This window comes from Thermotoga sp. Cell2 (assembly GCF_000789375.1).
GTDB lineage: Bacteria > Thermotogota > Thermotogae > Thermotogales > Thermotogaceae > Thermotoga > Thermotoga petrophila.
On record NZ_CP003409.1, the window covers coordinates 778,674 to 804,338 of the forward strand.

Below are 25,665 nucleotides of genomic sequence, written 5' to 3' on the forward strand. Positions count from 1 at the left end.
TTTCACCTCCTTCAATAATGCTTTGTCTTCTTCGATAAAAAAATGGTCGGGGCGACTGGACTTGAACCAGCGACCTCCTGCTCCCAAGGCAGGCGCGCTAGCCACCTGCGCTACGCCCCGATCCATTTTTAAATGATACCATTAATCTGTCATCGGTTCAACTCGTTTTTTTCTCTGATAATATATTATTATGAAAACTCAGAGATAGGGTGGAGACTGATGAAAAAAGTTCTCATCGTTGACGACAGCAAATTCTGGCGGCTTGTCGTTTCTGATATCGTAAAAAACATCAAGAAAGACGTAGAGATCCTCCTCGCAGAGGGTGGAATGGACGGGTTACAGAAGGCTTTGAATCACAAGCCGGATTACTTCATCATCGATTACAACATGCCTGATTTTTCTGGGCTGTATCTTTCTGTTGTTTTGAGAGAAATGAAAGCTTTCAAAGACTCAGGAATAGTAATATTAACGGCATCCTCTGACACGATCAATCCCTTCTGGGCGAAAAAGAGTGGAGCGAATCTGTTCATAAACAAAGGCAAAAAAGAGGAAATCGAGAAGGAACTTCAGGTTTTTCTGAACACTCCATACGAGTCTCTCAAAAACTATGAGAGCAGCGAGTCAGGAAACGTTTTTCATATCGTTGAAAAGCGATTGAAAAGGGAGATTCTTGAGAAAGAAATTCTTTCTTATCTCAAGTACTCCCGTGACGAGAGATACGTGATTTCCCTTCTTGCCGTGTTGTTCAGAAATTTCTCTCTATTTGGAAGCTTCAGAGCGCTTCTTCTTTCCACGAGTGAAGGAAGGATTTACTCCTTTGGAAAGCCGGTTGATAAAGAAGTTCTCAGAAAGTTTTTGATCTCCAAACTGGAAAAACCGACATCTCCATCTTTTTGGTCCTTTCATGGTGTTTTCGGTGAGGGTTCGATCTCGGATGATAGCATTTTTGCAGTCGTGAAAGATGATGGAACAGAACTCGGAGTTGTATTGTTTGAAGATGTTGAAAATCCATTCCTCTTGAGAAATGCTTTAGAAGATTCTCTTTCGAGTCTCATGGTTCTTTTCAGAAATCTGAACGACTTTCGAGATTACGTGATCGCTTCAGAAACAGACGGACTGACGGGTTTGTTCAACAAGAGGGCCATCATGAGATTTCTGGAGGAGGTTCTTCGAAGCGGAAAGAATATCGCAGTGGCTATGATGGATATAGACGATTTCAAGAAGATAAACGACACGTTCGGCCATCCTGTGGGAGATGAAGTGTTGAGGGCGGTGGCAAACATACTGAGGGAAACTGTGAAAAGCGGAAAAGTGGGAAGATACGGTGGAGAGGAGTTCATGGTGGTGTTTGAAACAGGTGAACGAGACGCGGTGGTAAAAACGATGAATAGCATCATGGAGAACATCAGAAACTTCGACTGGCAGAAGATATTCGGAAGTGAAAAGAAAGTAACTTTGAGTGGAGGAGTTGCGTTTTCAAAGAAAGAGTCCTCACCGGTGGAATTGATAGAGGAAGCAGACAAAAAACTTTACACAGCTAAGCGTTCTGGGAAAGATCGTTACGTGATATAATAACTGAAAAATCACAGTGGGTGATAGCATGCACGTGCTGAAGCTCGTTTCGGATCTGGAAACACCGGTTTCCACTTTTATGAAGGTTTCCAGAGGAGAAGAATTCGCTTTCCTGCTTGAAAGCGTGGAGCTCGGTTCCGCTTTCGGAAGGCATTCCTTCATAGGTATAGGAAAAAAAGACGTGCTCGTTTTCGAAAAGGGAATCTTGAGAACTTCGAATCAGCAGCTCGATTACACTTCCTCTCCTCTCAAAGCGATAAAAGACTGGCTTGAGGTCTATAGATACAACGTCAAACACGACGAACTCCCTTCGTTCAGGGGAGGAGCAGTTGGCTTCGTCAGTTATGACTACATTTCTTACATAGAGAAAGTCAAAGTCAGAGCCTCTGTGTTTCCCACGTTTTATTTCGTGGTGCCTGAGCATCTCATAATATTCGATCACCTGAAGAACAACGTCTTCATCATCAGCGATAGTCCTGAGGAACTTGCATCGAAGGTCTTGAGCCCTTTTGAAGAGGAACCAGAGAAGAACGTTTTTGTGACAGAACCGGAATCGAACTTCGAAAGAGAGCAGTTCTACAAAGTGGTTGAAAAGGCCAAAAAGTACATTGTAGAAGGTGACATATTCCAGGTGGTTCTCTCTCAGGCTTTCACATTCAAAACGACGCTGGATCCGTTCTACATCTACAGGGCGCTCAGAATGATCAATCCTTCTCCCTACATGTTTTATCTGAAGTTCGGAGACACGGTCGTTTTGGGATCTTCTCCCGAAACCATGGCGAAGGTGGAAGGAGACAAGGCCACTGTGAAGCCAATTGCCGGCACCAGACCGCGGGGAAGAACTGTTGAAGAAGATTTGAAACTGGAGAGAGAACTTTTGAACGACGAAAAAGAGATAGCGGAGCACGTTATGCTCGTGGACCTTGGAAGAAACGATCTTGGAAGAGTCTGTAAAGAAGGAACCGTGCGAGTGGAGAAGAAGATGGTTATCGAGAGGTACTCCCACGTTATGCACATAGTCTCGCAGGTGAGCGGTGAACTGAAAGACGATAAAGATGCTGTGGATGTGTTCGAAGCGACTTTCCCTGCAGGGACAGTCTCTGGCGCACCCAAAGTGAGGGCAATGGAGATCATAGAAGAACTCGAACCCACTCCACGAGGGCCATACGCTGGAGCCGTTGGGTATTTCTCCTTCCCCGATGATAAGGGAAAGATGAACATGGATTCTGCTATCACCATCAGGTCCTTTTTCTTCAAAGGTAAACAGGGATGGCTCCAGGCAGGAGCGGGTATCGTTTACGATTCCGTTCCGGAGCGTGAGTATCAGGAGACTCTGAACAAACTCAGGGCTTTGTTCAGGAGCCTGGAAGTTGCGCAGAAGATCCAGGGGGGATTGTTTTGAAAAGAGTGATCGTTATAGACAACTACGATTCGTTCGTTTACAACATCGTTCAGTACATCGGTGAGGTAGAACCGGGCTGTGAAATCGAAGTCTTCAGAAACGATGAGATAACGATTGAAGAGATAGAGAGAAAAAATCCTACTCACATAGTTATATCTCCTGGTCCCGGAAGACCTGAAGAAGCGGGTATCTCCGTCGATGTTGTGAGGCACTTCAGCGGGAAGGTCCCAATACTCGGTGTGTGTCTTGGACACCAGGTGATTGGCTACGCTTTTGGTGGAAAGATCGTGCATGCAAAGAGGATTCTTCATGGAAAGACATCGAAGATCGTACACAACGGAAAGGGTGTATTCTCTGGTGTGAAAAATCCACTCGTTGCTACGCGGTACCATTCACTCGTCGTTGAGGAGGCATCCCTTCCTGAGGTTCTGGAAATCACCGCCAAAAGTGACGATGGAGAGATCATGGGACTCCAGCACAAAGAACACCCAACCTTTGGAGTTCAGTTTCATCCAGAATCCGTACTGACCGAAGAAGGAAAGAGAATCATAAAGAACTTCCTGAACATCCAGGATATTCAGAAAAAGAAAGTTTCCGAAGAAGTGGAAATTGACATCGTTTCCGCTCTCAAAAAACTCGTAGAGTTCGAAGATCTCACTTTCGAAGAGAGCCGTCAAGTGATGAACTTCATCATGTCTGGGAATGCCACGGACGCTCAAATCGCAGGTTTCCTTGTGGCGCTCAGGATGAAAGGGGAAACGGGAGACGAACTCGGTGGAATGGCCAGCGTAATGCGAGAGAAATCGGTTCATATAAGAGCACCTTCTCCGAGAACGGTCGACACCTGTGGAACCGGTGGAGACGGTTTTGGTACGTTCAACATTTCGACGGCAACGGCCTTTGTCGTTGCTGCGGCTGGTATTCCCGTTGCAAAACACGGTAACCGATCTGTCTCAAGCAAGGTGGGAAGTGCCGATGTTTTAGAAGCGGGAGGATACAAGCTCGAAAAAACACCGGAGGAGATGGAAAGAGAGCTCAGAGAAACCGGTTTTTCTTTCCTTTTCGCACCGCTTCTTCATCCAGCGATGAAATATGTGATGCCCGCGAGAAGACAGCTGAAGATCAGAACGGCTTTCAACCTTCTTGGTCCCATAACGAATCCTGCCAGGGTAAAGTACCAAATGGTGGGGGTCTTCGATCTTTCTTTCGCTTCCAAACTCGCAGCGGCCCTTCAACGTCTTGGTACGGAACGTTCGGCAGTGGTCAACGGAGGTTTCACAGACGAACTCACCACGTGTGGTAAGAACAACCTACTCCTCGTTACTCAGGAAGAGATCGTCCCCATGACGCTGGATCCCGAAGAACTCGGATTGAAGAGTGGAGATCCCGAGGAGCTGAAAGGTCCTTCCGATCCCAAAGAGGCGTACCGGTTGATGGAAAGTATTCTGAAAGGAGAAGCCAGCAGAACACAGGTGGAGACGGTGGCTCTGAACGCGGGAGTTGTCTTCTGGATCGTGGGCGAATGTGACACCATAAAGGACGGTGTCGGAAAGGCTCTCGACCTCATCAGAACGGGTGAGGCCTACAAAAAATTGAGGGAGGTAATGGACTATCAGAAGACTCTGGGAAATAGTTGAAGCCAAAAAGAAAGATATTCTGAAGATAGACGGCGAGAACTTGATCGTTCAAAGAATGAACCACAGATTTCTGGAGGTTCTGTCGGGAAAAGAGAGAGTAAAGATCATAGCAGAATTCAAGAAGGCCTCTCCATCCGCTGGTGATATAAACGCTGATGCTTCTCTGGAATATTTCATAAGGATGTACGACGAGCTGGCGGATGCGATCAGCATCCTCACGGAAAAGCACTATTTCAAAGGAGATATTTCTTTCGTAAAAGCAGCGAGGGCCTTGACCTGCAGACCCATTCTCGCTAAGGACTTCTACATAGACAAGGTCCAGGTGAAACTGGCTTCCAGTGTGGGAGCAGACGCCGTTCTTATTATCGCCCGAATACTCACTGCAGAGCAGATAAAAGAAATCTATGAAGCGGCGGAAGAGCTTGGAATGGACAGTCTCGTAGAAGTCCACTCCAGAGAAGATCTGGAGAAGGTCTTTTCTGTGATCAGACCGAAGATAATCGGTATCAACACGAGAGATCTAGACACTTTCGAGATAAAGAAGAATGTGCTGTGGGAACTTCTACCACTCGTGCCGGATGATACGGTTGTGGTCGCTGAAAGTGGCATAAAAGATCCCAGAGAACTCAAGGATCTGCGGGGGAAAGTGAACGCGGTTCTCGTTGGTACATCCATCATGAAAGCCGAAAATCCAAGAAGATTTCTGGAAGAGATGAGAGCATGGTCAGAGTGAAGATCTGTGGGATAACTAATCTGGAAGATGCGCTGTTTTCTGTGGAGAGCGGTGCTGACGCTGTGGGATTCGTTTTCTATCCAAAGAGCAAAAGATACATCTCTCCTGAGGATGCCAGGAGGATTTCTGTTGAATTACCTCCTTTCGTTTTTCGTGTGGGAGTCTTTGTGAACGAAGAACCAGAAAAGATTCTGAATGTGGCCTCTTATGTTCAGCTGAACGCGGTCCAGCTACATGGAGAAGAATCGATCGAACTGTGCAGGAAAATAGCGGAGAGAATCCTGGTGATAAAAGCAGTTGGAGTTTCGAACGAAAGGGATATAGAGCGTGCTTTGAATTACAGGGAGTTTCCGGTTCTTCTCGATACGAAGACACCGGAGTATGGGGGAAGTGGAAAAACGTTCGACTGGTCTCTGATCCTCCCGTACAGGGACCGGTTCAGGTATCTCATGCTATCGGGAGGTTTGAATCCTGAGAACGTCAGAAGTGCGATAGACGTGGTTAGGCCTTTCGCGGTGGATGTGTCTTCCGGTGTTGAGGCCTTTCCAGGAAAGAAAGATCACGATTCAATAAAGATGTTCATTAAAAATGCAAAGGGGTTGTGAGAATGAAAGGTTACTTCGGTCCTTACGGAGGTCAGTACGTTCCCGAGATTCTCATGCCCGCACTCGAGGAACTCGAGGCGGCTTACGAGGAAATCATGAAGGATGAATCGTTCTGGAGAGAGTTCAACGACCTTCTAAGGGATTACGCTGGACGCCCCACTCCTCTTTACTTCGCCAGAAGGTTGAGTGAAAAGTACAACGCCAGGATTTATTTGAAGCGTGAAGATCTTCTTCACACAGGTGCTCACAAGATAAACAACGCCATAGGTCAGGTGCTTCTCGCGAAGAGGATGGGAAAAACAAGAATAATAGCGGAAACAGGAGCGGGGCAGCACGGCGTTGCCACCGCGACGGCCGCCGCGCTCTTTGGAATGGAGTGCGTCATATATATGGGTGAAGAAGACACGATCAGACAGAAACCCAACGTTGAGAGAATGAAACTCCTCGGTGCGAAAGTGGTTCCTGTGAAGAGCGGAAGCAGAACGCTGAAAGACGCCATAAACGAAGCTCTTCGGGACTGGATCACGAACCTTCAGACCACCTACTACGTTATCGGATCCGTCGTGGGACCTCACCCGTATCCGATCATAGTGAGAAACTTTCAGAAAGTGATTGGTGAGGAAACAAAAAAGCAGATCCTTGAGAAGGAAGGGAGATTGCCGGATTACATCGTTGCGTGTGTTGGAGGAGGAAGCAACGCCGCCGGTATATTCTACCCGTTCATAGATTCCGGTGTGAAGCTGATCGGAGTGGAAGCTGGTGGAGAAGGCCTCGAAACCGGAAAGCACGCAGCTTCTCTTCTCAAAGGGAAAATTGGATACCTACACGGAAGTAAGACCTTCGTTCTTCAAGATGACTGGGGCCAGGTTCAGGTGACACACTCTGTTTCGGCGGGACTGGACTATTCCGGTGTGGGGCCTGAACACGCTTATTGGAGGGAGACTGGAAAAGTTCTGTACGATGCGGTGACGGATGAAGAAGCTCTCGATGCCTTCATCGAACTTTCAAGGCTGGAAGGGATCATTCCAGCACTCGAAAGCTCTCACGCACTGGCTTACCTGAAGAAGATCAATATAAAGGGTAAGGTCGTCGTTGTGAACCTTTCAGGGCGCGGCGACAAGGATTTAGAATCAGTTTTGAACCATCCGTACGTCAGGGAGAGGATAGGATGAAGGGCTTTATTGCATACATCCCCGCTGGATTTCCCGATCTTGAAACCACAAGGAAAATACTTATCGCTCTCAACGAACTCGGCATCACAGGTGTGGAGATAGGAGTTCCGTTCTCCGATCCGGTGGCTGACGGTCCTGTTATTCAGCTTGCCCACAGCGTGGCTCTGAGAAATGGAGTCACTATGAAAAAGATTCTGGAGATGCTGAATGAAATATCTGTTGATTACGATCTCTACCTGATGAGCTATTTGAATCCGATAGTGAACTATCCAGAGGGAAAAGAAAAACTCCTCGATGAATTGAAAAAACTCGGTGTGAAGGGCTTGATCATACCTGACCTGCCCTTGAGGGAGGTAAAGAACGTCAATATAGCGTATCCCATAGTTCCCTTCGTTGCACCGAACACCAAAGATGAGGAAATAGAGTTTATCAATTCCGTTCAGGCTCCGTTCGTCTATTACATATCCCGGTACGGCGTCACAGGTGAGAGGGAAGACCTTCCTTTCGCGGATCACATAAAGAGGGTGAAAGAAAGAATAAAACTTCCTCTCTTCGTGGGTTTTGGAATCTCCAGGCACGAACAGGTGGAGAAGGTGTGGGAGATCGCCGACGGTGCGATCGTCGGGAGCGCGCTTGTGAGAATAATGGAAGAAAGTCCGAAGGATGAGATTCCTAAGAAGGTTGTTGAGAAAGTGAAAGAACTCCTCGGAAAATAAAAACCCCGCCTGCGCGGGGTTTTCACACGTACTGGTAACCATCCACGATCTTTTTTTCGCTCATCAAGTGTCTCTGGACGTATTGACCGCAGTTGCTGCCGATCTTGTTCTCCTCGAGTTCACCGATACTCAGGATCACCTCAAAACCAGCGTTTTTGAGCTCTTCTATGAAGTTCTGATGCTTCAGAAGTCCTTTTCTTTCGACGTCAACATCTGAATTCAGATTGTTCTCCTTTGAACGATAGGTAGGGTTCACCGGTGTGATTTTCACAAGGAACTTCTCAGGATCGAAGACTTCTATGATCACTTCCGGGTCCAGCGAGTACTCTTGTGCCACAGCGAAATTCAAGGTGATTTTTCTGTCGTTTTCTTTCACAAACCGCTTTCCGAACTCTGATATCTTGTCGAGAGACCATTTTTTTACGGGAATGATCCGATCTCTTTCTTTCTCGTCTGTGGAGTGAATGGAAAACTGAAGCTGGAACTTACCTCTATAGTGTTTTTCCTTTATTTTAAGAAGCTCTTCGAAGAAAGAATCCGTCCCGTGAGGGGCGACTGTGGAAATCGAAGGCATCAGTCCAGGCGCTTCGTACCTTACTGGAAGTTCCTTCAGAACATCGAGAACGGCTTCGTTTAGGGCGGGTTCTCCCATCCTTGCAAACTGTATTTTGAACTTCTCCGAAGGGATCCTTCCGTTTGGGTACCTGCTCTTCACCAGAAAATCGATCTGTTCGAAGATTTCATCGGCGGAGAGTTTACCTTTGTAAAAACCTCCTGCGTCGCACATGAGACATCCCACGGGACATCCAGCGAGTGTTGAAACAATAAGAACCCATTTCTTTTCGCGGGGAATGGGCGGCTGAATCGATTCAACGAATTCCACCAGATTCCCTCTGGAAGTTTCTCCAAGATACACGTATGCGACTTCTTCTTTTCCCACTCTCTTGAGAATTTTCACAGCTTTTACCTCCCCAGGAATATGTTCCTTTTCAGAAGATCTCCCACAGTTGTGATCTCGCCGTGGCCCGGACACACGAGCCAGTCCTCTGGAAGATTTTTGAAGAACTCTTTCACCTTTTTCAGCGTGGTTTTCATTTTCTCTTCCGATCCTCCAAGGTCTATTCTTCCGATCGTGTCGGCAAAGACCGTATCTCCGGTGAAAACCACTCCGTCGAAGATGATGAATCGAGACCCTTTTGTGTGACCTGGCACCTTAAGGGTTCTGAAATGAAGATCGATGTTCTCCCATGGAAGATCGACGATCACCGAATGGTCCATGAAATCACTGGAAAGGTTCGCGGCAGGATCTGTCAGCGTGAAGGCGTCTTCGGGAGAGATGAAAAGACCTCTCACATCCAGTTCCAGGATTCCCGATATGTGGTCACAGTGGCCGTGTGTGACGAGGACAACGACTGGCTTGCTGACGAATTGAGAGATCCCTTCTCCTGGATCTATCACGTAGAGAGTACCATCAATCTCAAACACGTAGGTGTTCACATCGAACGGCGGCGAAGTTGTGTATCTGCTGACTTTCATACTGTTCCCTCTCTTCTCAGGATCTCCATCGCTGTTTCGATGGCACTGCCCATCGCTATCGATGCCTGTCTGAAACCACCTCTCGCATCCCCAACAATGAAAGTTCTTTCTCCAGGTTCAACGAAAGAAGTATTTGGGACCCTGCCCACAGACAAAAGGAGAGCGTCGAAGGTGAAAACACCGTGTTCTGTTTTCAGTTTAACCATTTTGCCCTCTTCTTCCACCTTGAGGATGGGGCATCTTTCATGATAATAGAATTTCTCGTATTTTTTCGCTCTCTCGACCAGGAGGGGAAGCGCTCTGATTCTGCTGCCTCTGTTGAAAAGATGTACCTCTTTTCCTCTCCTGAGAGCGTTCAAAGCGCTGTCGAATGCAGCGTCTCCTGCTCCATAGATTGCGAGTTGCTCGAATTCTGGAAGATCGATGAATTCATAGACCACATTCTTAGATACTTCGAACTCTGGAATCCTCTTTGGAATCGTGCCACTTGCAACGATCACGTAGTCGAACAAATGAGTTTCTCTTTCTGTCAGAATTTTTTCGTTTTCCACTTTTACAACTTCTTCCCTTATGAGTTCAGCACCAGATTCAAATAATCTTTTCTCCAGTGTTTTGCAGATCTCTTCACCGGGGGCTGGAGGCAAAACCGGGATGTTTTCAACGAGATAAGCGTTCCGCAAAAGTCCTCCCACCCTGTTTTTTTCGAACACCGTAACGTGAACGTTGTACCTTCTCAGAAACACAGCGGCTGCTACTCCCGCTGGCCCTGCTCCAACGATTCCAACGCGCACAGGATCTCCTCCGTCTTTGCGATGTACGCGACTCCATGTGCCAGGTTTTTCAGTGAAGAGAAGTGGTACCATTCGTTTTTATCCCACAGCGCGTCCTCCACCATTATCACTTCGAAGTTTCTCACAAAAGCGCTTCGGGCTGTAGTTTCACAGCAAAGATGTGTCATCACACCTGTTATGATCAGCTGATTAATGTTCTTTGATATGAGCTCCTCTTCGAGTTTCGTTGAATAAAACGCGTCGTACGTGTTCTTTTCAAAAAGAAGAACATCGGAAAAAACGGGAACGCCCCACCTTTTATCCACTTCGTTTCCCCACCACTTCTTCATCATCGGAGACGCTCCTACGTGGACTGTGGCTATCACGGGAAGTTTCGCTCTTTCGAAGGAGATCTTCAGTTTTCTGATGTTTTCGATAACAAACTCCACTCCCCGGAGGTATGCTGGGGAGTCAGGAGAGGTGAAATAACTTTGAAGATCGATGATGAGAAGTGCCGGCCTTTTCAAAGTGAATCTTTTCTTTTCTCTTTCTGGGAAATAAAACATACTACATCAAGAGTTTGAGTACGTTTCCCGCATTTTCCATTCTGAAGAGAATTCCGGTCAGTGCCGTCTGTCTCAAAATGTCTTCCTTCGTTGACTCGAGGAGAAGTTCTGCCACGTTCGGTTCGAAAAGGCTTTCTGTTTTGAAGAGCTCCGTGTAGCTGTTCATCGCACTTCTCGCTGAAGACTCCAGCCTGTTCATCCAGGATCCAACGTTTCCTCTGATCTGAGAGATGTTTTCCAGAGCTTGATCTATGGTTTCAAGAGATCTTTGTGCTCCTTCGAAGGTGGAAAGGTCCACTTCAAACAGTTCGGAGAGAGTCTCTTCGAGGTTTGGTATGTTCACCGTTACGTTCTGTCCTTCATTGGGTCCCGTCTGGATCACAAGGTTTCGAACGTCTCCAGCGAGCACCCTCTGTTCGTTGTAAGTTGTCTGCTGGATAATCCTTTTCACACCGCGCATTATTTCTTCGTATTCTTTCTGTATCATGGATCTTTCTACGTCTGTGAGAGTAGCGTTCGAAGCCTGAACGGCGAGTTCTCTTGCCCTCTGAAGCGATGTTGATATGCTTTCAAGTCCCGAATCGGCCGTGTTCAGAAGACCTATTCCGTTGTATATTTGTGAAAGTGTCGTTCTGTATCCTTCTATCTGTCCTCTCAATTTCTGCTGAATGGTAAGTTCGGATACTGTGTTGAAGAGAAAACTTCCCGGTGTGGGGGCTTTTCTTTCAAGGCTGAGTTGCTGAATGTACCGCATCAGACTTACGTCGTTCACCCTCATCCTGAATCCCCCCCTTTCCATAATGAATTTTATCAGACAAGACTCTACCTTAATACGCCATAATGAAATTGCGGCCAAAAATCACGATCGTTAAGTAGGGCGGGAGCCGTCCGAGTTCATGCCCGTTGACCGTGCTCTGGCGGAACCTAAAAAGGGTCTACGAGCTATCACGGGTTGAAGCAGACCTGCCTCATAGGAGGCAGGATGGTTCACCATTCGTATCTTTTCATTCTAAGAAGGAGCAGAGCCGCTGCAAACTGTATTACGAAAGAGAACAGTATCAGATAGAACCGGTTGATATCGTAGAGCGTTCCCATGATCCACGATCCAGAGAACCAGAAAACACCGTACACGGTGAAGAACATTCCGTAAGCGAATCCACGCTTTTCTGCAGGTACGATCTTCGCTACAACCGCTCTCATGATCGATTCCTGTGCCCCCATACCGATTCCCCAGAGAATCACTCCGGCAAAGATGAGCGGAAAACTGTTCGAAAAAGAAAGCACGGGAAAGAAAGAAGAGAGAAGAACCGCGTAGGCCAGGGCAACGAAACCCTTTTTATCGAACAAATGACCGAAAACCAGCGCAGCCACCGCATCCACGGCCATCGCGAGTGAGTAAGTCGCGGGGGCGAAGAAATCTTTCGTGACTTCAAAACTCTTCATGTGGTATGCAATGATGGGAAAATCAACGAAGGCAAAAGCCACCATCGAAACGATGGCAAGATAGAACCAGTAAGTCCTTCCCGGATTTCGATCCACTGGATTGTCTTTCTTCTTTTTCATTTCCTGAGGAGCTGGGAAAGTTATACGTGCTGTGAGGAGAAGAACCATTGCAACGAGAGCCGGTATGAGGAGGATGAAAAAGCAAAATCTGTAACTTTTTCCAAATGCGAGGGCGAATGTGAGCGCAAGAGGTCCCAAGATGGCACCGATCTGATCTAGCGCCTCATGAATGCCAAAGCCTTTGCCCATTCCAACTTCTTCAGAAGCGAAAGAGAGAAGAACATCCCTTGCGGGAGTTCTCAGGGCCTTTCCAAATCTTTCGGCGATGATGAGAACAAGCGCTGTCTGCCAGTTTCCTGCAAGCGCGAGAGCCGGTACCGCAAAGAGATTTATCGCGTATCCCAGGATGGTGAAAAGCCAGTACTTTCGTGTTTTATCGCTCAGAATTCCCGAAATCAATCTGAAGGCGTATCCTGTGAGTTCACCGAGCCCCACGGCAAATCCAAGAGCGGCGGCGCTCGCTCCCAGTGTCTTCATGAACGGTCCGATGATGCTCCTTGCCCCTTCGTAAGTAACGTCCGCGAAGAGACTGACCAGTCCCAAAAGCACGATGAATAGAAAGGCCTTTTTTCTGGACATAACATCCCTCCTCACCAGGGTTTTCTCAAAAGATAGTATAATGTAGTTGGAGGGATAAAAATGAAGTGGATCGAAATTTACGAAAAACTCGTGAACATCGACACAGGGCCCGATCTTCCATTCGAGGAGAAGCTGAGACGAACATCGTTTCTGACAGAGATTCTCGAAGACTTTGGTTTCAGAGTGGAGAAAAGAGAAGCCGCTTACGTGGCTTTCCGCGGAAAACCGCCTTACATTACCCTCATAGGACATCTCGACACCGTCTTTCCCGAAGGTGAATCGAAGAGAAGACCTTTCACGATAGAAGGAAACATCGCCAAGGGTCCTGGTGTTTGTGACATGAAAGGAGGAGTTGTGATTCTCCTTGAGTCTTTGAAAAGATTCCTCCGACAGAACGATACCGATCTCTGTGTGGTTCTGAATGTGGATGAAGAACTGGGATCACCGCTCAGCAGAGAAACCTTTGAAGAAGTTTCCGGTATGAGTTCTCACTGTCTATCCTTCGAGCCTGGAAGAGAAAACGGAGAGCTCATATCCTCCAGGAAGGGAATCATCTCCCTGTGGTTGTTCGCTCGCGGAAAAAAAGGACACGCTTCAAGACTGGACGAAGGAGCCAACGCGATCGTTGAACTGGCTTTCAAAGCGGTGGAACTCTTTTCATTGAACGGGAGATTTCCAAACCTTACTCTGAATCCAACGATCGTAAAGGGTGGTGCGGAAAGCAACGTGACCCCGGACAAAGCGGAGGTTTATTTCGATGTCAGGTATTACGATGACAAAGAGTACGAGTTTCTCGAAGAAACACTGAAACGACTCTCTGCTGTACATCCTGAAGCGAACGTTTCTTACAGCTTGAAACTCAGAAGGCTTCCTATGAAAGAAGATCCTGATTTTGTGAATATCGTGAAGATGTCTGCCGAAGAGATTGGAATGACTGTGAGTTTTGTGAGGGCAACTGGTGGAGGAGACGTGGCGTTTTTCTCGCAGAACGGCGTTCCTTCCATAGACGGTCTGGGTATTCCCGGTGGTAAGATGCACTCCGAGGATGAATACGCGAGACTCGATCAATTTGAAGATAGGGTGAATCTGGTTGTACATCTTTTGAGAAAACTTGGAGGTGAAAAAAATGTTCGTTGATACAACCTTAAGAGATGGACATCAATCTTTGATCGCGACGAGGATGAGAACGGAAGATATGCTGCCTGCTCTCGAAGCGTTCGACAGAATGAATTTTCACTCCATGGAAGTGTGGGGAGGAGCAACCTTCGATGTCGCCGTCAGATTTCTGAACGAAAATCCGTGGGAGAGGTTGAAAAAGATAAGAGAAGGTTTGAAGAACACGAAGATACAGATGCTTCTGAGAGGACAGAATCTCGTTGGCTACAGGCACTACGCGGACGATGTTGTGGAGCTTTTCATAAAGAAAGTGGCGGAGTACGGACTGGATATCATACGTATCTTCGATGCGCTGAACGATGAAAGAAATCTGCAGAAATCTATTGAAGAGTCAAAAAAGCACGGTCTTCATGTTCAGGTAGCGATCAGTTACACGGTGAGTCCTGTCCACACTCTCGATTACTATCTTGACTTCGCAAGAAAACTTCTGGATATGGGAGTGGACTCGATTTGTATAAAGGACATGGCGGGGCTTCTCACTCCAAAAAGGGCTTACGAACTCGTCAGGGCTTTGAAAGAGAAGTTCGGTGTTCCCGTTGAGGTCCACTCTCACTGTACCACAGGCTTTGCTCCCCTTGCGTATCAAGCGGCTTACGAAGCAGGGGCGGATTTTTTCGATACGGCTATTTCTCCGTTTTCTATGGGAACGTCTCAGCCAACTTTTGAAACCATGTATTACGCTTTCAGAGGAAACGGAAAAGAGGATTTTGACAGAGAAGCGCTGAAGTTTCTGGTGGATCATTTCACGAAGGTGAGAATGAAATACATCGAGTACGATGTGGGGATGAAGTATCCAGATTCGAGGATCATATTCTCGCAGATTCCCGGTGGTATGTACTCCAACCTTCTCAAGCAGTTGAAGGAGCAGAGGATGGAACACTTGCTTGATAAGGTGCTCGAGGAGGTTCCGAGGGTCCAAAAAGACCTCGGTTATCCACCACTCGTTACACCAACGAGTCAGATCGTGGGTGTTCAGGCGTTTCTCAACGTGGTCTATGGTAGATACGAGCGGATAACCAACGAAACGAGGAATTATGTGAAAGGACTCTATGGTAGGCCACCCGCACTGATTGATCCAGAACTGATGAGAAAGATTCTTGGTGATGAGAAACCCATAGATTGCAGACCTGCTGATCTTTTGGAACCCGAACTGGACAAAACAAGGAAAGAATTGGGAATTCTTGTTGAAACGGACGAAGACCTTCTCATCGCTGTGATCCTGGGAGAGGTTGGTAAGAAATTTTTGAGGAAGAAGTACGAGGAGAAGATCGGCGTGGACTTCAACTATCTCGAATCTCTCTCTGACTTTACCGATGACATGCCGGTGTATCCAGTGTAAATCTCAAAAACGTTGTAATCTCCTTCTCTCCTGTAAGCGATTCTGAAGCCATGCATTTCGAAAAATTCCCTTGCGAGGTACAGGCCCAGTCCTGTACCTTTGCTTTTTTTCTTTTTCTCGAAAAGATTTGCACGCACCTCATAGGGGATCTCTGGTCCGGGACCTTTCACGATGATCCTGTCTTTTTTCACGTGGACCTCCACCGGTCCTGAAGAATACTTCACAGCGTTTTCTATCACGTTGTAAAAGGCCCTGAAAAGCTTCATGGAATCAGCTTCGACTTCCACGACGTCATCGTACTTGAAAATGACTTTTCCTGGGAATTTTTCCACCACGTCGTTCACGAGTTCGACGAGATTAACCGGCTCTTTTCTCAACCTTTCAAGACCAGCTTCGAGCTTGGCGAATTCGTAGAATTCTTCTATGATCTTCTGTAAATTTTCGTCCTCAACCTCATTCCATACGAGCGATTTCACATCGTGCACAAAACCTGTGACGATGTCTTTCAATTTTTCCGTTTCTTTTTCCTGAATCAGCGAATTTTCGACTACCGAATTCACCTCTTCGGCGAGTTTTGTGATCTCATCGTTCAGGAAATCTTCGAATCGGTTTTTTCTGGCTACAGCTTCTCTGAGCTTCCTCAGTCTGCTGGTCACCAGAATATGAGTAGCGAGACTAACAAAGAGCGCTGAAAAGAAAGAGAAAATAACGACATCCACAAAGTTCATCCTGTTTCCCCAGAAGATTCCAAGTAAGGCTATATTCACAAGAAAGGTGATAAGAAAGGTTCTCAGAGATATCATCTTTCTCCCCCCGTGAACATGTAACCCACACTCCAGATAGTCTTTATGTATCGAGGACGGTTTAGGTCGTCCTCTATGGCTTTTCTGATTCTCTTTATGACTGTGTCCACAACCCTTGGTGAGACAGGGTCTTCCCAAAAGGTTTCCAGGAGTTTCTCTCGCGTGACGACTTTTCCGGCGTTTTCTGCGAGAAAGAGCAGTATCTCGAATTCTTTTTTGGGAAGATGTATTCTTTTCCCCTTCAAAAACACAGTAAAACCAGAGGCATCTATCTTCAGATCTCCGAAGTCGTACAGTCCCTTCTTTTCCCTCTCCAAAAATCTTTTCACTCTCACGAGAAGAATCTCTGGATTGAACGGTTTTGTCACGTAGTCGTCTGCCCCCGCTTCGAATCCTTTTAGAACGCTTTCATCATCGGAAAGGAGCGTTAGGAGTATCACCCAGGTTTCTGGTCGGGTTTCTTTTATCATCCTGCAGATCTCGTAACCACTGTAGTCTGGAAGCATGACGTCCAGAACCACAACATGAAAGGCTTCCTCGTCGTTCAAAAAATCTTCTCCTGTGAGGAAGGTCTTCACCCGTCCCAACTGCTGGAGTTTTTCACTCACCGTTTTCAGAATATTCTTGTCGTCATCCACAACGGCTATCTTCCACATCATGAGAATTTTAGCATTGGAAGGAAAGAAACGAAAGCGATGATCACAATGACCGGACCTGGTGGCAGGTCGAGATTGTAAGCGGTCAGAAACCCCGCGAAGAAAACGCCGGTGCTGAAGATGACGGATATTGTTGTGAGTGACCAGAAGGATTTTCCAAATATTTTCGAGACGAGACCAGGAAGGATCAGAAGGGCACCTGTGAGGATCACACCAACCACTTTAACGGTCGTCACCACGGTGATAGCGATGAACGAGGTGATCAGAAAACGGATGAGATCTGTTTTTATGCCATAAAACCTGGCCATTTTTTCATCCACTATGAAATACTTGATGTCCCATCTGAACACCACGGTGAGGATCACGCTCAGGGCAAGGACAACGGCCGTTATCGCGACGTCGGTGCTGTTCACAAGAAGCACGTCACCGAACAGATACCCCATCACATCTGTCTGATACCTTCCCGAAACAGAAAAGAGAACCACTCCAACGGCCATGAAGAAAGGAAGGAGGATGCCTATGGCACTGCTTTCGCTGATCCTGGAGCGAGAAAAGAGACTCACCGCAAAAGCGAAAAGAAGAGCCGTGGCAAAGGCAATCAATCTGTGATCCGCTCCGATGAGAGTGGCTGCGGCAAGCCCGGCAAAGACCGCGTGTGCGGTTCCATCTCCTATGAACTCCATCCTTCTAAAAACCACTATTGGAGAAACAAGGCCCGATAAAGACGCGACCAGGATTCCCCCAACGAAAGCTGTCCTTAAGAAACTGTACTCAGCGAGATCGTGAAAGAAGCTCAATCTCTCTCCCTCCCATGGTAGATCTCGTAGTGTCTTGTTCCTCTGATCCATATGTCGAAGTCTGTGAAGATTCTCTTGAGGTCTTCAGGGTTGATCGTTTCAGTTGGACCATGACAGTGAAGGGTCCTGTTGAGACACATGATGGTGCTGCATTCTTTGAACACCATTCCGATGTCGTGGCTGACCATGATGACTGTGATATTTTTTTCTTTCCTCAATCGGTTCAGAAGCTCGTAAAAGGAAGCCTTTCCCATTTCATCCACTCCAGCCTCAGGTTCGTCCAATACGAGAATATCCGGATCTGAAAGAAGGGCCCTCGCGAGTGAGAGTCTCTGGAATTCACCACCTGAGAGGTTCTTTATCGGATCGTTTTCTTTGTGAAGGATCCCCACATCTTTCAAGGTCGATCTCACCTTTTCCCAGTCTATCTTTCTGTACCTGCCGTACATTCCCATCGCAGCGAACTCTTTTACGGTGATGGGAAACTCTCTCTGAACCTGATGGAGCTGTGGAAGGTATCCTATCTTCCCTCTGACTTCTACCTTGCCTTCGTAATTCTTTATCTCCCCCACCAGAATTCTCACAAGTGTGGTTTTTCCTGCTCCGTTCGGGCCGATTATTCCAACGAATTCACCTTCTTCCACGGAGAAGGTTACATTCTTCAGGATCTCAAAATCGTTTATTCTGTAGGTCAGATTCTTCACTTCCACGATTTTCATTTCAACGCCTCCTGGATCACAGAAAGATTCTTTCTCAGGAGTTCCACGATCGTCTTTTCTCCGTTCACTCCGAGGGGATCGAGCACGAAGCTCTTCATTCTCAGTTCTTTTTCGAGACTCGAGAGAATCTCTGCCGGCTGCTGTGGTTCTCTGAACAGGGCAGCAATCTGTTCTTTTTCCTGAGGATCTCTTTGATCGTGGAAAAACTCGTGCTGTGTTCATGACCGCTGGAGAGTGGTATCAATTCCAGGCCGAATTCCTTGAAGAAGTACGTAAAACTCGGATGAGCCATCACCACTGTTTTTCCGGTGTAAGGGAGGAGTGTTTTGAAGGAATCTCTGATCACGGTGTCCAGTCCGCTTACGATCTCTTCTGCTTTCTGTCTTGTTTCACTCTGTTTTTCCGGGAATTTCTCGATGAGAACCTGGTACAGTCCAGGAACAATGTAGTATTTGAGGAAGAAAGGATCGAGCCAGATGTGAGGGTTCTCGTCGATGAGAAGAAGTGCTGGAATGAAGTCTGAAACGAAAACTGTCTTTTCTCTGTATTTTTCTAAATACGGCTCCAATCCGAGTCCGTTCGCTACGATCAGATCCGCTTCTTCCAGAGTCTTAGCGTCGGAAGGCTTTAGTGAAAACAAGTGTGGATTCGCTCCAGGGGGAACAAGGAGCTTTACGCTCGCCGTATCGCCGAGCAGCTGAGAAACGATGAGGTAGTACGGGTTTATCGTGGTCACGATAGTTTTGCCGAAACTCAAAACGGTGACAGCGAGTACTAGAAGGAGAAGAATCCTCCTCATTTTTCCACCTCCTTTTTGCATTCCTTACAGATTCCGTGTATCAGAAACAGATGACTTTCTTCAGAAAAATCGTACTTTTTCTGGAGTTTTTTAAGAAATTCATCCACGCATTCTTCGAAAGGAAAGAGCTTCCCGCATTTCTCACAGATCAAAAAGTGATAGTGTCTTTTCTTCTTGAAGAAGTATCTCGGGCCACCCACACTGAAAGAACCCACGAGGTTTCTTTCCTCTAAAAACTTCAATGCCCTGTAGACCGTGGAGAGATTAACATCCAGTTTTCGATGTATCTCCTCGGCAGTGAGAGGGACTCTGGAAGATTCGATTATCTCAAGAACGGCTTCCCTGTTTTTTGTCATCCTCATACTCTCACCTGCAAATGCAAAGCATTTGCAAGTTATATTGTACTACACACAGTCGCTGATTTCAAGATATCATTCAAACATTGTACTGATGATATATTTCTCAGTATTCATCGTGCTCTCCGATTATACCGTATTATGGTATAATGAAAATGGATGGCAGATGTCGTATTCGTCGAAGCTGAGTTCTTCGATTTTTTGAAAATATAACTTTGTTAAAACAAAAATCAGGAGGTGATTCGATTGAAGGTGAAATACTACACCAGCATAACACAGGTGGAACAATTGTCTCCTGAAGAAAGAGGGAGGTTGAAGAGGGTAGAGGAAAAGTACCGATTCAGAGCCAACTCTTATTACTTGAGTCTCATAGACTGGTCAGACCCTGATGACCCTATCAGGAAGATCATAGTACCCGAGGAGGACGAGCTAGAAGAATGGGGAACGCTGGATGCTTCTAACGAAAAATCTTACACCGTTGCAAAGGGGCTTCAGCACAAATACCCGGACACGGCCCTCTTTCTTGTGAACGATGTTTGTGGTGGATTTTGCAGATTTTGTTTCAGGAAGAGACTCTTCATAAACGTTGGAGCCGAAGTCATACGAGACATCACACCTCAACTCGATTACATCCGCACTCACAAAGAGATAACGAACGTTTTGCTCACGGGAGGAGATCCGCTGCTTTTATCGACAGAAAAGCTGGAAAAGATAGTGAGTTCCTTGAGAGAGATAGATCACGTTCAAATTATCAGAATAGGTAGCAAGATACCAGCGTTTAACCCTTACAGAATAATAGACGATCCGGATCTGTTGAAGATGATCAGAAAGTACAGCACAAAAGAGAAGAAGATATACGTGATGACACAGTTCAACCACCCCCGGGAACTGACCAGGGAAGCGATAGAAGCGGTGAATCTTTTGAAAGACGCAGGAGCGGTGCTTTGCAATCAGACTCCTCTTCTGAGGGGAATAAACGACGATCCTGAAGTGCTCGGTGAGCTTCTGGACAGACTTTCCTTTGTTGGAGTGACTCCCTACTACGTGTTCCAGAACAGGCCTGTTTCTGGAAACAGGAAATTCGCCGTTCCGATTGAAGAGGGTTACGAGATCTTCACGAAAGCGATTTCGAACATATCTGGTGTCGCCAAGCGGGTCAGATACGTTATGTCTCACAGAACAGGGAAGATAGAAATCGCAGCCCTCACGAAAAATTTCATCGTTTTCAAATACCATAGAGCACACGATGAGAAGAATAGAAGAAAAGTCATGGTGTACAAGAGGAATTCCCAGGCGCTCTGGTTCGACGACTACAGTGAACTTTTGGAAGAATACACCGTGTGAATCCCCCTGCCGGAGATTAAAAGTGGTTGAAACTCACTTTCACTTCTTCTCTTGGATACTTGGGTTTCGGATCGTCCGGGTATCCAACCGGGAGTATTACCTCAAATCTCAAATCTGATGGTGTGTTCACGATTTTTGCTATTTCATTTGGATTCGGCGGTGTGTACGGGACGGTTCCAAGTCCCTGTTCTTCCAATGCGAGGAGAAGATATCCGATCGCGAGCCAGACAGATTCTCTCGAATAGGGTGCGTCTTTTTTTGAGAACACGAGCAGAAGATATGGTGCTTCTTCGAGAAAGGGTTTTTTCCAGTTGAAACTGTTTTCGTTGAGCCATTCTTTAAGTTTTCCTCTCACGTTTTCGTAGAAGTCTTTCTCGGCCTTTTCACAGGTTTCCCTGATTTGTCTTTTCATTTCTTCATCTTCTACGACGAGAAATCTCCAGGGTTGAGCATTCATTCCCGAGGGAGCCTCGTTCGCCATCTTCAGACAGTACATCAACTTCTCAATGGAAGGCTTTTCTTCTCTGAATTTTCTCACGGTCTTTCGCTGTTTTGCAAGGTCGTAGAGCATCCTCATACCCCCGTGAAGATGTATTTTGGAATGCGAGCCTTCACAGTCTTAGCGGGATTCACGAGCTGAGAGATACCCACATCGACGGAGAGACTGGCAAGCATGTAGGCATCTGTGAAGGGAACGGTTTTCCTCCTCTGGATGAACCACACCGCTTCGCGTGTGACTTCTTTCAGAGCCTCTTCGATATCTGGAAGAGAAACGATGATGTAGTAGGCATCGTTCGTTTCAATCACGGGCCATTTGATTTCTTCCTTGGATACATCGATCTCCACAACCACTTTTGCAGGGACTTCGCACGCGGAGACGCACACTTCTCCGTCTCCCATCGTTGCGTGGACGTCTCCCAGAGCAAGAAGTGCACCTTCCTGGAACACTGGAAGGTGCACCGTGACGTTCTCTGTTATCTCTTTCGTGTCCATGTTTCCCCCATGTCTGTGGGCCGTTCCCGTTGGGTACTCTCCTTCCTGAGGTGCGACACCGATCACTCCTACCATCGGATGAATTGGAATCCTCACACCATCGAACAGAACGGCCCATTTCTCTATTTCCAGTTCTTTTGTGTGAAAACCCTCTACTTCGTCACCGAGAACTCCGAACCCCTTGCCAGTTACGATCACTCCTCTTCGAGGAAGTTCTATCCTCTTTATCCGAACCTTCAGTGTGTCTCCGGGCTTTACACCGTTGACAAATACAGGTCCCGTCGCTGGATTCACCTTCGAAAAATCGATTTTATCGTAACTACCACCGAGTGCGTCGAGTGTTTCGAACACGACCTGTTCACCAGGGTATACCTCTTCTACGGGTGCCATGTTCGCTGAAAACGAGTATACACACCTCTGGGCTGGCACAACCTTCATGCTCTCATCTCCTCACTCACACTTTGACCAGCCGCAGTTCTTACAGCTCACGCATCCCTCTTGCTTTATCAGGGAATTCTTTGAGAGACAAACGGGACAGTACACGTTTCCTTCGTCATCCACGTAGTAACCGCTTTGCCATCTGAGGTTGTGCGCCACTATGAACTTTTCTCTTTCGATCGGCTCTTCCTCGCTCTCTGGTGCCTCTTTACCCGTTCTGAGCCACAGTTTTGCGAAGTCTTCAAGCGCTTTCTTGATTTCTTCGGCGAGACCCTTGCAGTATTCTCCTTTCACCTTCGAAAGCTGTTCCACTATTTCATCTATTGAAACTCCAGCTCTGAGCGCTACTGAAGAGAGTCTTCCTATCGCTTCGGCCATTTCACTGCCGTTGGAAATGAATATCTCCACTGCTTCTCCCGTGTCGTCGAAAGATATCGTTATGTAAGTGGTACCATCGGGCCTCTTGTACTTCCTTGTGACACTTCTGAGAGTATCTTTTCTCGGTCTTGGGTGGAGCTTCAGCTTCTCATCGACGACGAAGAACTGGACCTTTGGAGCCTCCGGTGTCTTCAAGGCTTTCGTCAGCACTTGCGTTTGCAGAGAGCCATCTCTGTACACGGTGATGCCCCTAACGTTTGTTCTGAGGGCTTCAAGGTACACGTTGAGAACATCATCCACGGTTGCGCTCTGAGGCATGTTGATCGTTTTGGAGATGTTGTTATCAACGTACCTCTGGAAGGCATCCTGCATGAGGAGGTGATCCATTGGATCTATATCGAGTGCGACTACGAAGACCTTCTTTATCTTCTCTGGAACATCCGGGATATCCTTCAAGCTTCCCTTCTCTATGAGTTCTTTCTCTATCTTCTTGAGGATCTCCGGATTCAATTTCTCTCTGAGCACCTGGTTCACGTAGAGAAGAGGCTCTTTCGTCCCGTCTTCCTTCGTCACGAATCTGGTGTATGCGAGGAGGAAGTTTGGTTCCAATCCTGACGAAGTGTCTGCTATGTTCGAGATCGAACCGGTGGGTGCGATCGTCAGAAGAGCGACGTTTCTTCTGAACTCTTTTGTCATCTTCATGACTTCTCTTATTTCATCGTCGTAGTTGCTCATACCCATAGCGAAAGGCACGAAGTTGTCTTCCGTTCTGTACCTCGAGATCTCAAGGAGCGGGAAGTTCCCTTTTTCTTTTCCGAGTTCATAGGAAGTTCTGTGTGCTTGGAGCGCTATGAAAGCCATGAGATTGGCCGCGAAATCACGAGCTTCCTGAGAATTGTAAGGAATTTCGAGCTTGTAGAGGAGATCGGCAAATCCCATTATTCCAAGACCGAGCCTTCTGCTCTCTTTGACTGCTTTTGTGATCTTGTCTATTGGAAACACGTTCACATCGATGACGTTGTCGAGGAAACGAACGGCTATCTGGACGAGTTCCTGAAGCGCTTCTAAATCCACAAAACCATTGTTATAGAACTTTGCAACATCGATGGAACCGAAGTTGCAGGCTTCGTAATCTGAAAGCCCGATTTCACCGCACGGATTGGTCGAGTTGATCTTTCTGTGCGGGTAGAGTGGATAGTATTTGTTCATCTCTCCGAGGAAGGCAAGTCCCGGGTCTCCACTCTTCCAGGCATTTGTAGCGATCTTTCTGAAGAGTTCTCTGATCTTAACCTTCTTCCTGATCGTGCTTCTTGGATGAGAAAGCTCGAGTTCACCGTCTTCTTCGTAGAGTTTCAGAATCTCTTTCTTGTCCATTGGAAATCCAACAGAGAGGTTGAAGAAGTTCAGCACCGCTTCTCCCGTGTTTTCTTTCTTTGCGTCTATGAATTCTTCTATGTCGGGATGGTTTATGTTCAAGATGCCCATCAGTGCCCCGCGTCTTCTGTAACCCTGTTTCACAACGGAGATGGCGGAGTTGAAAACGTGCATGAAAGAAACGGGACCGGACGCTTTTCCGTGTGTGCCTGCCACAAAACTGCCCTTCGGCCTCAACTCAGAAAAGTTACTCCCCACTCCTCCTCCCACTTTCGTTATGAGTGCGTACTCTTTCACCGCTTCAAAGATCTCTTCGATGCTGTCGCCAACGGGTACTACGAAGCACGCGGAGAGCATATGAAGATGGTTTCTCGATCTGTAAATTTCTTCGTAATCTTCCAGTGTCATCTGATCGATGGGCTTCCACAGGAGATCGTGCTTCACCCCGAGTCCTGCGTTGAAGAGGGTGGGACTGTTTGGAATGAAGATCCTCGCTTTCAAAACTCTGAAGAAGGTATCCTCCCATTCTTTTATTCTGTCGAGTTTTTCGTTCTTCTTGTACGATGGGTTCAGAAGCTCTGCCGTTGCTACAACTCTTGCCACCCTTCTTGCCACGTCTTCCCATTTCGTTTCCAGATAATTCCCATCCAGATCCTTCATGAAATACCTGTCTCTGAGGATTATCTGAGCATTTTTTGAAGGTTCAACATCGATCCACTTTGAGATCAAATCGGACAACTTCATGCTCTCCCTCCTATTTTTTAACAACATATTGTGTATTTTTTCACAGCGATTCAACATTTGGTAGGGTTTCCCGAGAAATTATACATCACCATCCCGGTGGATATTCTGAAACAGTATCGGAAAATTTCTAAAGAATTTCCCATGGTATCCTTTTGAAGATGAGAGTAAAAGAGATAAATGTTAAGAGCGCACTGACTTATTCCGAATCGAAAAGAAGGTACACTCTCAGCCCTTACGTGGGCTGTACCAATGCCTGTGTGTACTGTTACGCCAGTGATTACGCACGGCGATACAGAGAGATGAACTGGAAGTCAGAAATCATCGTGAAACGAAACATAGCCGAAGTTCTCAGAAAAGATATCATCAAGAAGAAACCACACCACGTTTTCATGAGCACCATGTGTGATCCGTATCAACCTATCGAGAAAGAGTACAAGCTCACTCGAAGATGTCTCGAAGTCTTTCTGGAGTTCCCGCTTCTGGAAATCGAGGTGATGATTCTCACAAAATCCACACTCGTTTTAAGGGACCTGGACCTGTTTAAGAAGATGAGAAGAATCTCGGTTGGACTCAGCGTCACAACTGATGACGACGAAATCCGGAAGATGTTCGAGCCCAACGCGAGTTCCATAGAGGAGAGAGTGGAGGTTTTGAAGGTGCTGAAAGAAAATGGAATAAGGACCTGTGTTTTCATCAGTCCCATGCTTCCCATGAACCCGAAAAAGCTGGCGAGCGTGTTGAAACCTCACGTGGATTGCGTGTTTATCGACGACATGCACTATCGATGGCGTGTGAAGGATTTTTACGAAAAACTAGGGTTTTCCTGGGCACTTGAGAATGAGTACTTCGAAAGAACTCGAAAAGAACTACTTGAACTCTTTCAATAAAGAGGGCAGAG

At 46.8% G+C, this 25,665-nt stretch carries 25 protein-coding genes, 1 tRNA gene and 1 pseudogene; 11 read left to right on the forward strand and 16 right to left on the reverse strand.

Annotated features, from left to right (window positions below; translation table 11 throughout):
* Positions 1 to 43: 43 nt before the first annotated feature.
* Positions 44 to 120 (reverse strand) — tRNA-Pro (locus CELL2_RS03990).
* Positions 121 to 219: 99 nt separating this feature from the next.
* On the opposite strand from CELL2_RS03990, the gene CELL2_RS03995 reads away from it, so the two are divergent.
* The 7 genes from CELL2_RS03995 to trpA are packed head-to-tail and all read left to right on the forward strand — an operon-like array spanning position 220 to position 7,837.
* Positions 220 to 1,572, forward strand: coding sequence for a PleD family two-component system response regulator (locus CELL2_RS03995; protein WP_038033281.1), 1,353 nt, complete (start codon positions 220 to 222; stop codon positions 1,570 to 1,572).
* Positions 1,573 to 1,600: 28 nt separating this feature from the next.
* Positions 1,601 to 2,974 (forward strand): anthranilate synthase component I family protein, encoded by a 1,374-nt coding sequence (locus tag CELL2_RS04000; protein WP_011943370.1) that lies wholly within the window; start codon positions 1,601 to 1,603, stop codon positions 2,972 to 2,974.
* Positions 2,975 to 2,979: 5 nt separating this feature from the next.
* Positions 2,980 to 4,611 (forward strand): bifunctional anthranilate synthase component II/anthranilate phosphoribosyltransferase, encoded by a 1,632-nt coding sequence (locus tag CELL2_RS04005; RefSeq protein WP_235231286.1) that lies wholly within the window; start codon positions 2,980 to 2,982, stop codon positions 4,609 to 4,611.
* Complete coding sequence (locus CELL2_RS04010) at positions 4,586 to 5,344, forward strand: indole-3-glycerol-phosphate synthase (protein ID WP_200877808.1); 759 nt, start codon at positions 4,586 to 4,588, stop codon at positions 5,342 to 5,344. The genes CELL2_RS04005 and CELL2_RS04010 overlap by 26 nt, the downstream gene beginning before the upstream one ends.
* Positions 5,332 to 5,949 carry a phosphoribosylanthranilate isomerase gene (locus CELL2_RS04015; protein ID WP_029683528.1) on the forward strand — a complete coding sequence of 206 codons (618 nt, stop codon included), beginning with the start codon at positions 5,332 to 5,334 and terminating at the stop codon, positions 5,947 to 5,949. The genes CELL2_RS04010 and CELL2_RS04015 overlap by 13 nt, the downstream gene beginning before the upstream one ends.
* 2 nt (positions 5,950 to 5,951) lie before the next feature.
* Positions 5,952 to 7,121: a tryptophan synthase subunit beta gene (trpB, locus tag CELL2_RS04020; RefSeq protein WP_029683529.1), complete on the forward strand. Its 1,170-nt coding sequence runs from the start codon at positions 5,952 to 5,954 to the stop codon at positions 7,119 to 7,121.
* On the forward strand, positions 7,118 to 7,837 hold the full coding sequence (gene trpA / locus CELL2_RS04025) for a tryptophan synthase subunit alpha (RefSeq protein ID WP_038033278.1): 720 nt from the start codon (positions 7,118 to 7,120) through the stop codon (positions 7,835 to 7,837). Before trpB ends, trpA begins: the two co-directional genes overlap by 4 nt.
* A 22-nt stretch (positions 7,838 to 7,859) precedes the next feature.
* Here trpA and CELL2_RS04030 read toward each other — a convergent pair whose 3' ends face one another.
* The 6 genes from CELL2_RS04030 to CELL2_RS04055 all read right to left on the reverse strand — a co-directional run bounded on the left by CELL2_RS04030 (position 7,860) and on the right by CELL2_RS04055 (position 12,851).
* Positions 7,860 to 8,795: a radical SAM protein gene (locus tag CELL2_RS04030; RefSeq protein ID WP_011943376.1), complete on the reverse strand. Its 936-nt coding sequence runs from the start codon at positions 8,793 to 8,795 to the stop codon at positions 7,860 to 7,862.
* Positions 8,796 to 8,800: 5 nt separating this feature from the next.
* Positions 8,801 to 9,373, reverse strand: a complete 573-nt coding sequence (locus tag CELL2_RS04035; protein WP_011943377.1) for an MBL fold metallo-hydrolase — start codon at positions 9,371 to 9,373, stop codon at positions 8,801 to 8,803.
* On the reverse strand, positions 9,370 to 10,164 hold the full coding sequence (locus CELL2_RS04040; protein ID WP_038033277.1) for an NAD(P)/FAD-dependent oxidoreductase: 795 nt from the start codon (positions 10,162 to 10,164) through the stop codon (positions 9,370 to 9,372). The genes CELL2_RS04035 and CELL2_RS04040 overlap by 4 nt, the downstream gene beginning before the upstream one ends.
* The gene (locus tag CELL2_RS04045) at positions 10,125 to 10,709 is read right to left on the reverse strand and encodes an isochorismatase family protein (RefSeq protein WP_038033276.1); all 585 of its coding nucleotides are present in this window, start codon (positions 10,707 to 10,709) and stop codon (positions 10,125 to 10,127) included. Before CELL2_RS04045 ends, CELL2_RS04040 begins: the two co-directional genes overlap by 40 nt.
* Position 10,710: 1 nt before the next feature.
* Positions 10,711 to 11,487, reverse strand: coding sequence for a flagellin (locus CELL2_RS04050; protein WP_038033275.1), 777 nt, complete (start codon positions 11,485 to 11,487; stop codon positions 10,711 to 10,713).
* A 209-nt stretch (positions 11,488 to 11,696) separates the two neighbouring features.
* A complete protein-coding gene (locus tag CELL2_RS04055) occupies positions 11,697 to 12,851 on the reverse strand; it encodes an MFS transporter (RefSeq protein WP_038033274.1) in 1,155 nt (384 codons plus the stop codon).
* A gap of 60 nt (positions 12,852 to 12,911) precedes the next feature.
* Between CELL2_RS04055 and CELL2_RS04060 the strand changes: the two genes are divergently transcribed.
* Positions 12,912 to 13,988, forward strand: coding sequence for a M20 family metallopeptidase (locus CELL2_RS04060; protein WP_038033272.1), 1,077 nt, complete (start codon positions 12,912 to 12,914; stop codon positions 13,986 to 13,988).
* A complete protein-coding gene (locus CELL2_RS04065) occupies positions 13,978 to 15,366 on the forward strand; it encodes a pyruvate carboxylase subunit B (RefSeq protein WP_038033270.1) in 1,389 nt (462 codons plus the stop codon). Before CELL2_RS04060 ends, CELL2_RS04065 begins: the two co-directional genes overlap by 11 nt.
* On the opposite strand, the gene CELL2_RS04070 is transcribed toward CELL2_RS04065, so the two are convergent.
* The 6 genes and pseudogenes from CELL2_RS04070 to CELL2_RS04095 form a co-directional block, all read right to left on the reverse strand.
* Positions 15,312 to 16,169: a sensor histidine kinase KdpD gene (locus tag CELL2_RS04070; protein ID WP_012896138.1), complete on the reverse strand. Its 858-nt coding sequence runs from the start codon at positions 16,167 to 16,169 to the stop codon at positions 15,312 to 15,314. The two genes, CELL2_RS04065 and CELL2_RS04070, sit on opposite strands and share 55 nt — an antisense overlap.
* A complete protein-coding gene (locus tag CELL2_RS04075) occupies positions 16,166 to 16,828 on the reverse strand; it encodes a response regulator transcription factor (RefSeq protein ID WP_038033268.1) in 663 nt (220 codons plus the stop codon). The genes CELL2_RS04070 and CELL2_RS04075 overlap by 4 nt, the downstream gene beginning before the upstream one ends.
* Positions 16,825 to 17,622, reverse strand: a complete 798-nt coding sequence (locus tag CELL2_RS04080; RefSeq protein WP_012896136.1) for a metal ABC transporter permease — start codon at positions 17,620 to 17,622, stop codon at positions 16,825 to 16,827. The genes CELL2_RS04075 and CELL2_RS04080 overlap by 4 nt, the downstream gene beginning before the upstream one ends.
* Entirely contained in the window at positions 17,619 to 18,341 is a 723-nt protein-coding gene (locus CELL2_RS04085; protein ID WP_038033266.1) for a metal ABC transporter ATP-binding protein, read from the reverse strand. Before CELL2_RS04085 ends, CELL2_RS04080 begins: the two co-directional genes overlap by 4 nt.
* Positions 18,338 to 19,140, reverse strand: a pseudogene (locus CELL2_RS04090) (metal ABC transporter substrate-binding protein). The gene CELL2_RS04085 and the pseudogene CELL2_RS04090 overlap by 4 nt, the downstream one beginning before the upstream one ends.
* A complete protein-coding gene (locus tag CELL2_RS04095; protein WP_038037478.1) occupies positions 19,137 to 19,502 on the reverse strand; it encodes a Fur family transcriptional regulator in 366 nt (121 codons plus the stop codon). Before CELL2_RS04095 ends, CELL2_RS04090 begins: the two are co-directional and overlap by 4 nt.
* Before the next feature lie 240 nt (positions 19,503 to 19,742).
* On the opposite strand from CELL2_RS04095, the gene CELL2_RS04100 reads away from it, so the two are divergent.
* Entirely contained in the window at positions 19,743 to 20,840 is a 1,098-nt protein-coding gene (locus CELL2_RS04100) for a KamA family radical SAM protein (protein WP_038033261.1), read from the forward strand.
* Positions 20,841 to 20,856: 16 nt separating this feature from the next.
* Here the strand turns inward: CELL2_RS04100 and CELL2_RS04105 are convergent, their stop codons facing one another.
* Genes CELL2_RS04105 through CELL2_RS04115 form a run of 3 tightly spaced genes read right to left on the reverse strand, consistent with a single transcriptional unit; the run spans position 20,857 to position 24,767 of the window.
* Positions 20,857 to 21,411, reverse strand: a complete 555-nt coding sequence (locus CELL2_RS04105) for a nitroreductase family protein (protein ID WP_011943391.1) — start codon at positions 21,409 to 21,411, stop codon at positions 20,857 to 20,859.
* A 2-nt stretch (positions 21,412 to 21,413) separates the two neighbouring features.
* Positions 21,414 to 22,271 carry an acetamidase/formamidase family protein gene (locus tag CELL2_RS04110; RefSeq protein WP_038033259.1) on the reverse strand — a complete coding sequence of 286 codons (858 nt, stop codon included), beginning with the start codon at positions 22,269 to 22,271 and terminating at the stop codon, positions 21,414 to 21,416.
* A gap of 12 nt (positions 22,272 to 22,283) precedes the next feature.
* A complete protein-coding gene (locus tag CELL2_RS04115) occupies positions 22,284 to 24,767 on the reverse strand; it encodes an adenosylcobalamin-dependent ribonucleoside-diphosphate reductase (protein ID WP_039446209.1) in 2,484 nt (827 codons plus the stop codon).
* A gap of 158 nt (positions 24,768 to 24,925) precedes the next feature.
* On the opposite strand from CELL2_RS04115, the gene CELL2_RS04120 reads away from it, so the two are divergent.
* Positions 24,926 to 25,654, forward strand: a complete 729-nt coding sequence (locus CELL2_RS04120; RefSeq protein WP_011943394.1) for a DUF5131 family protein — start codon at positions 24,926 to 24,928, stop codon at positions 25,652 to 25,654.
* Positions 25,655 to 25,665 lie beyond the last annotated feature (11 nt).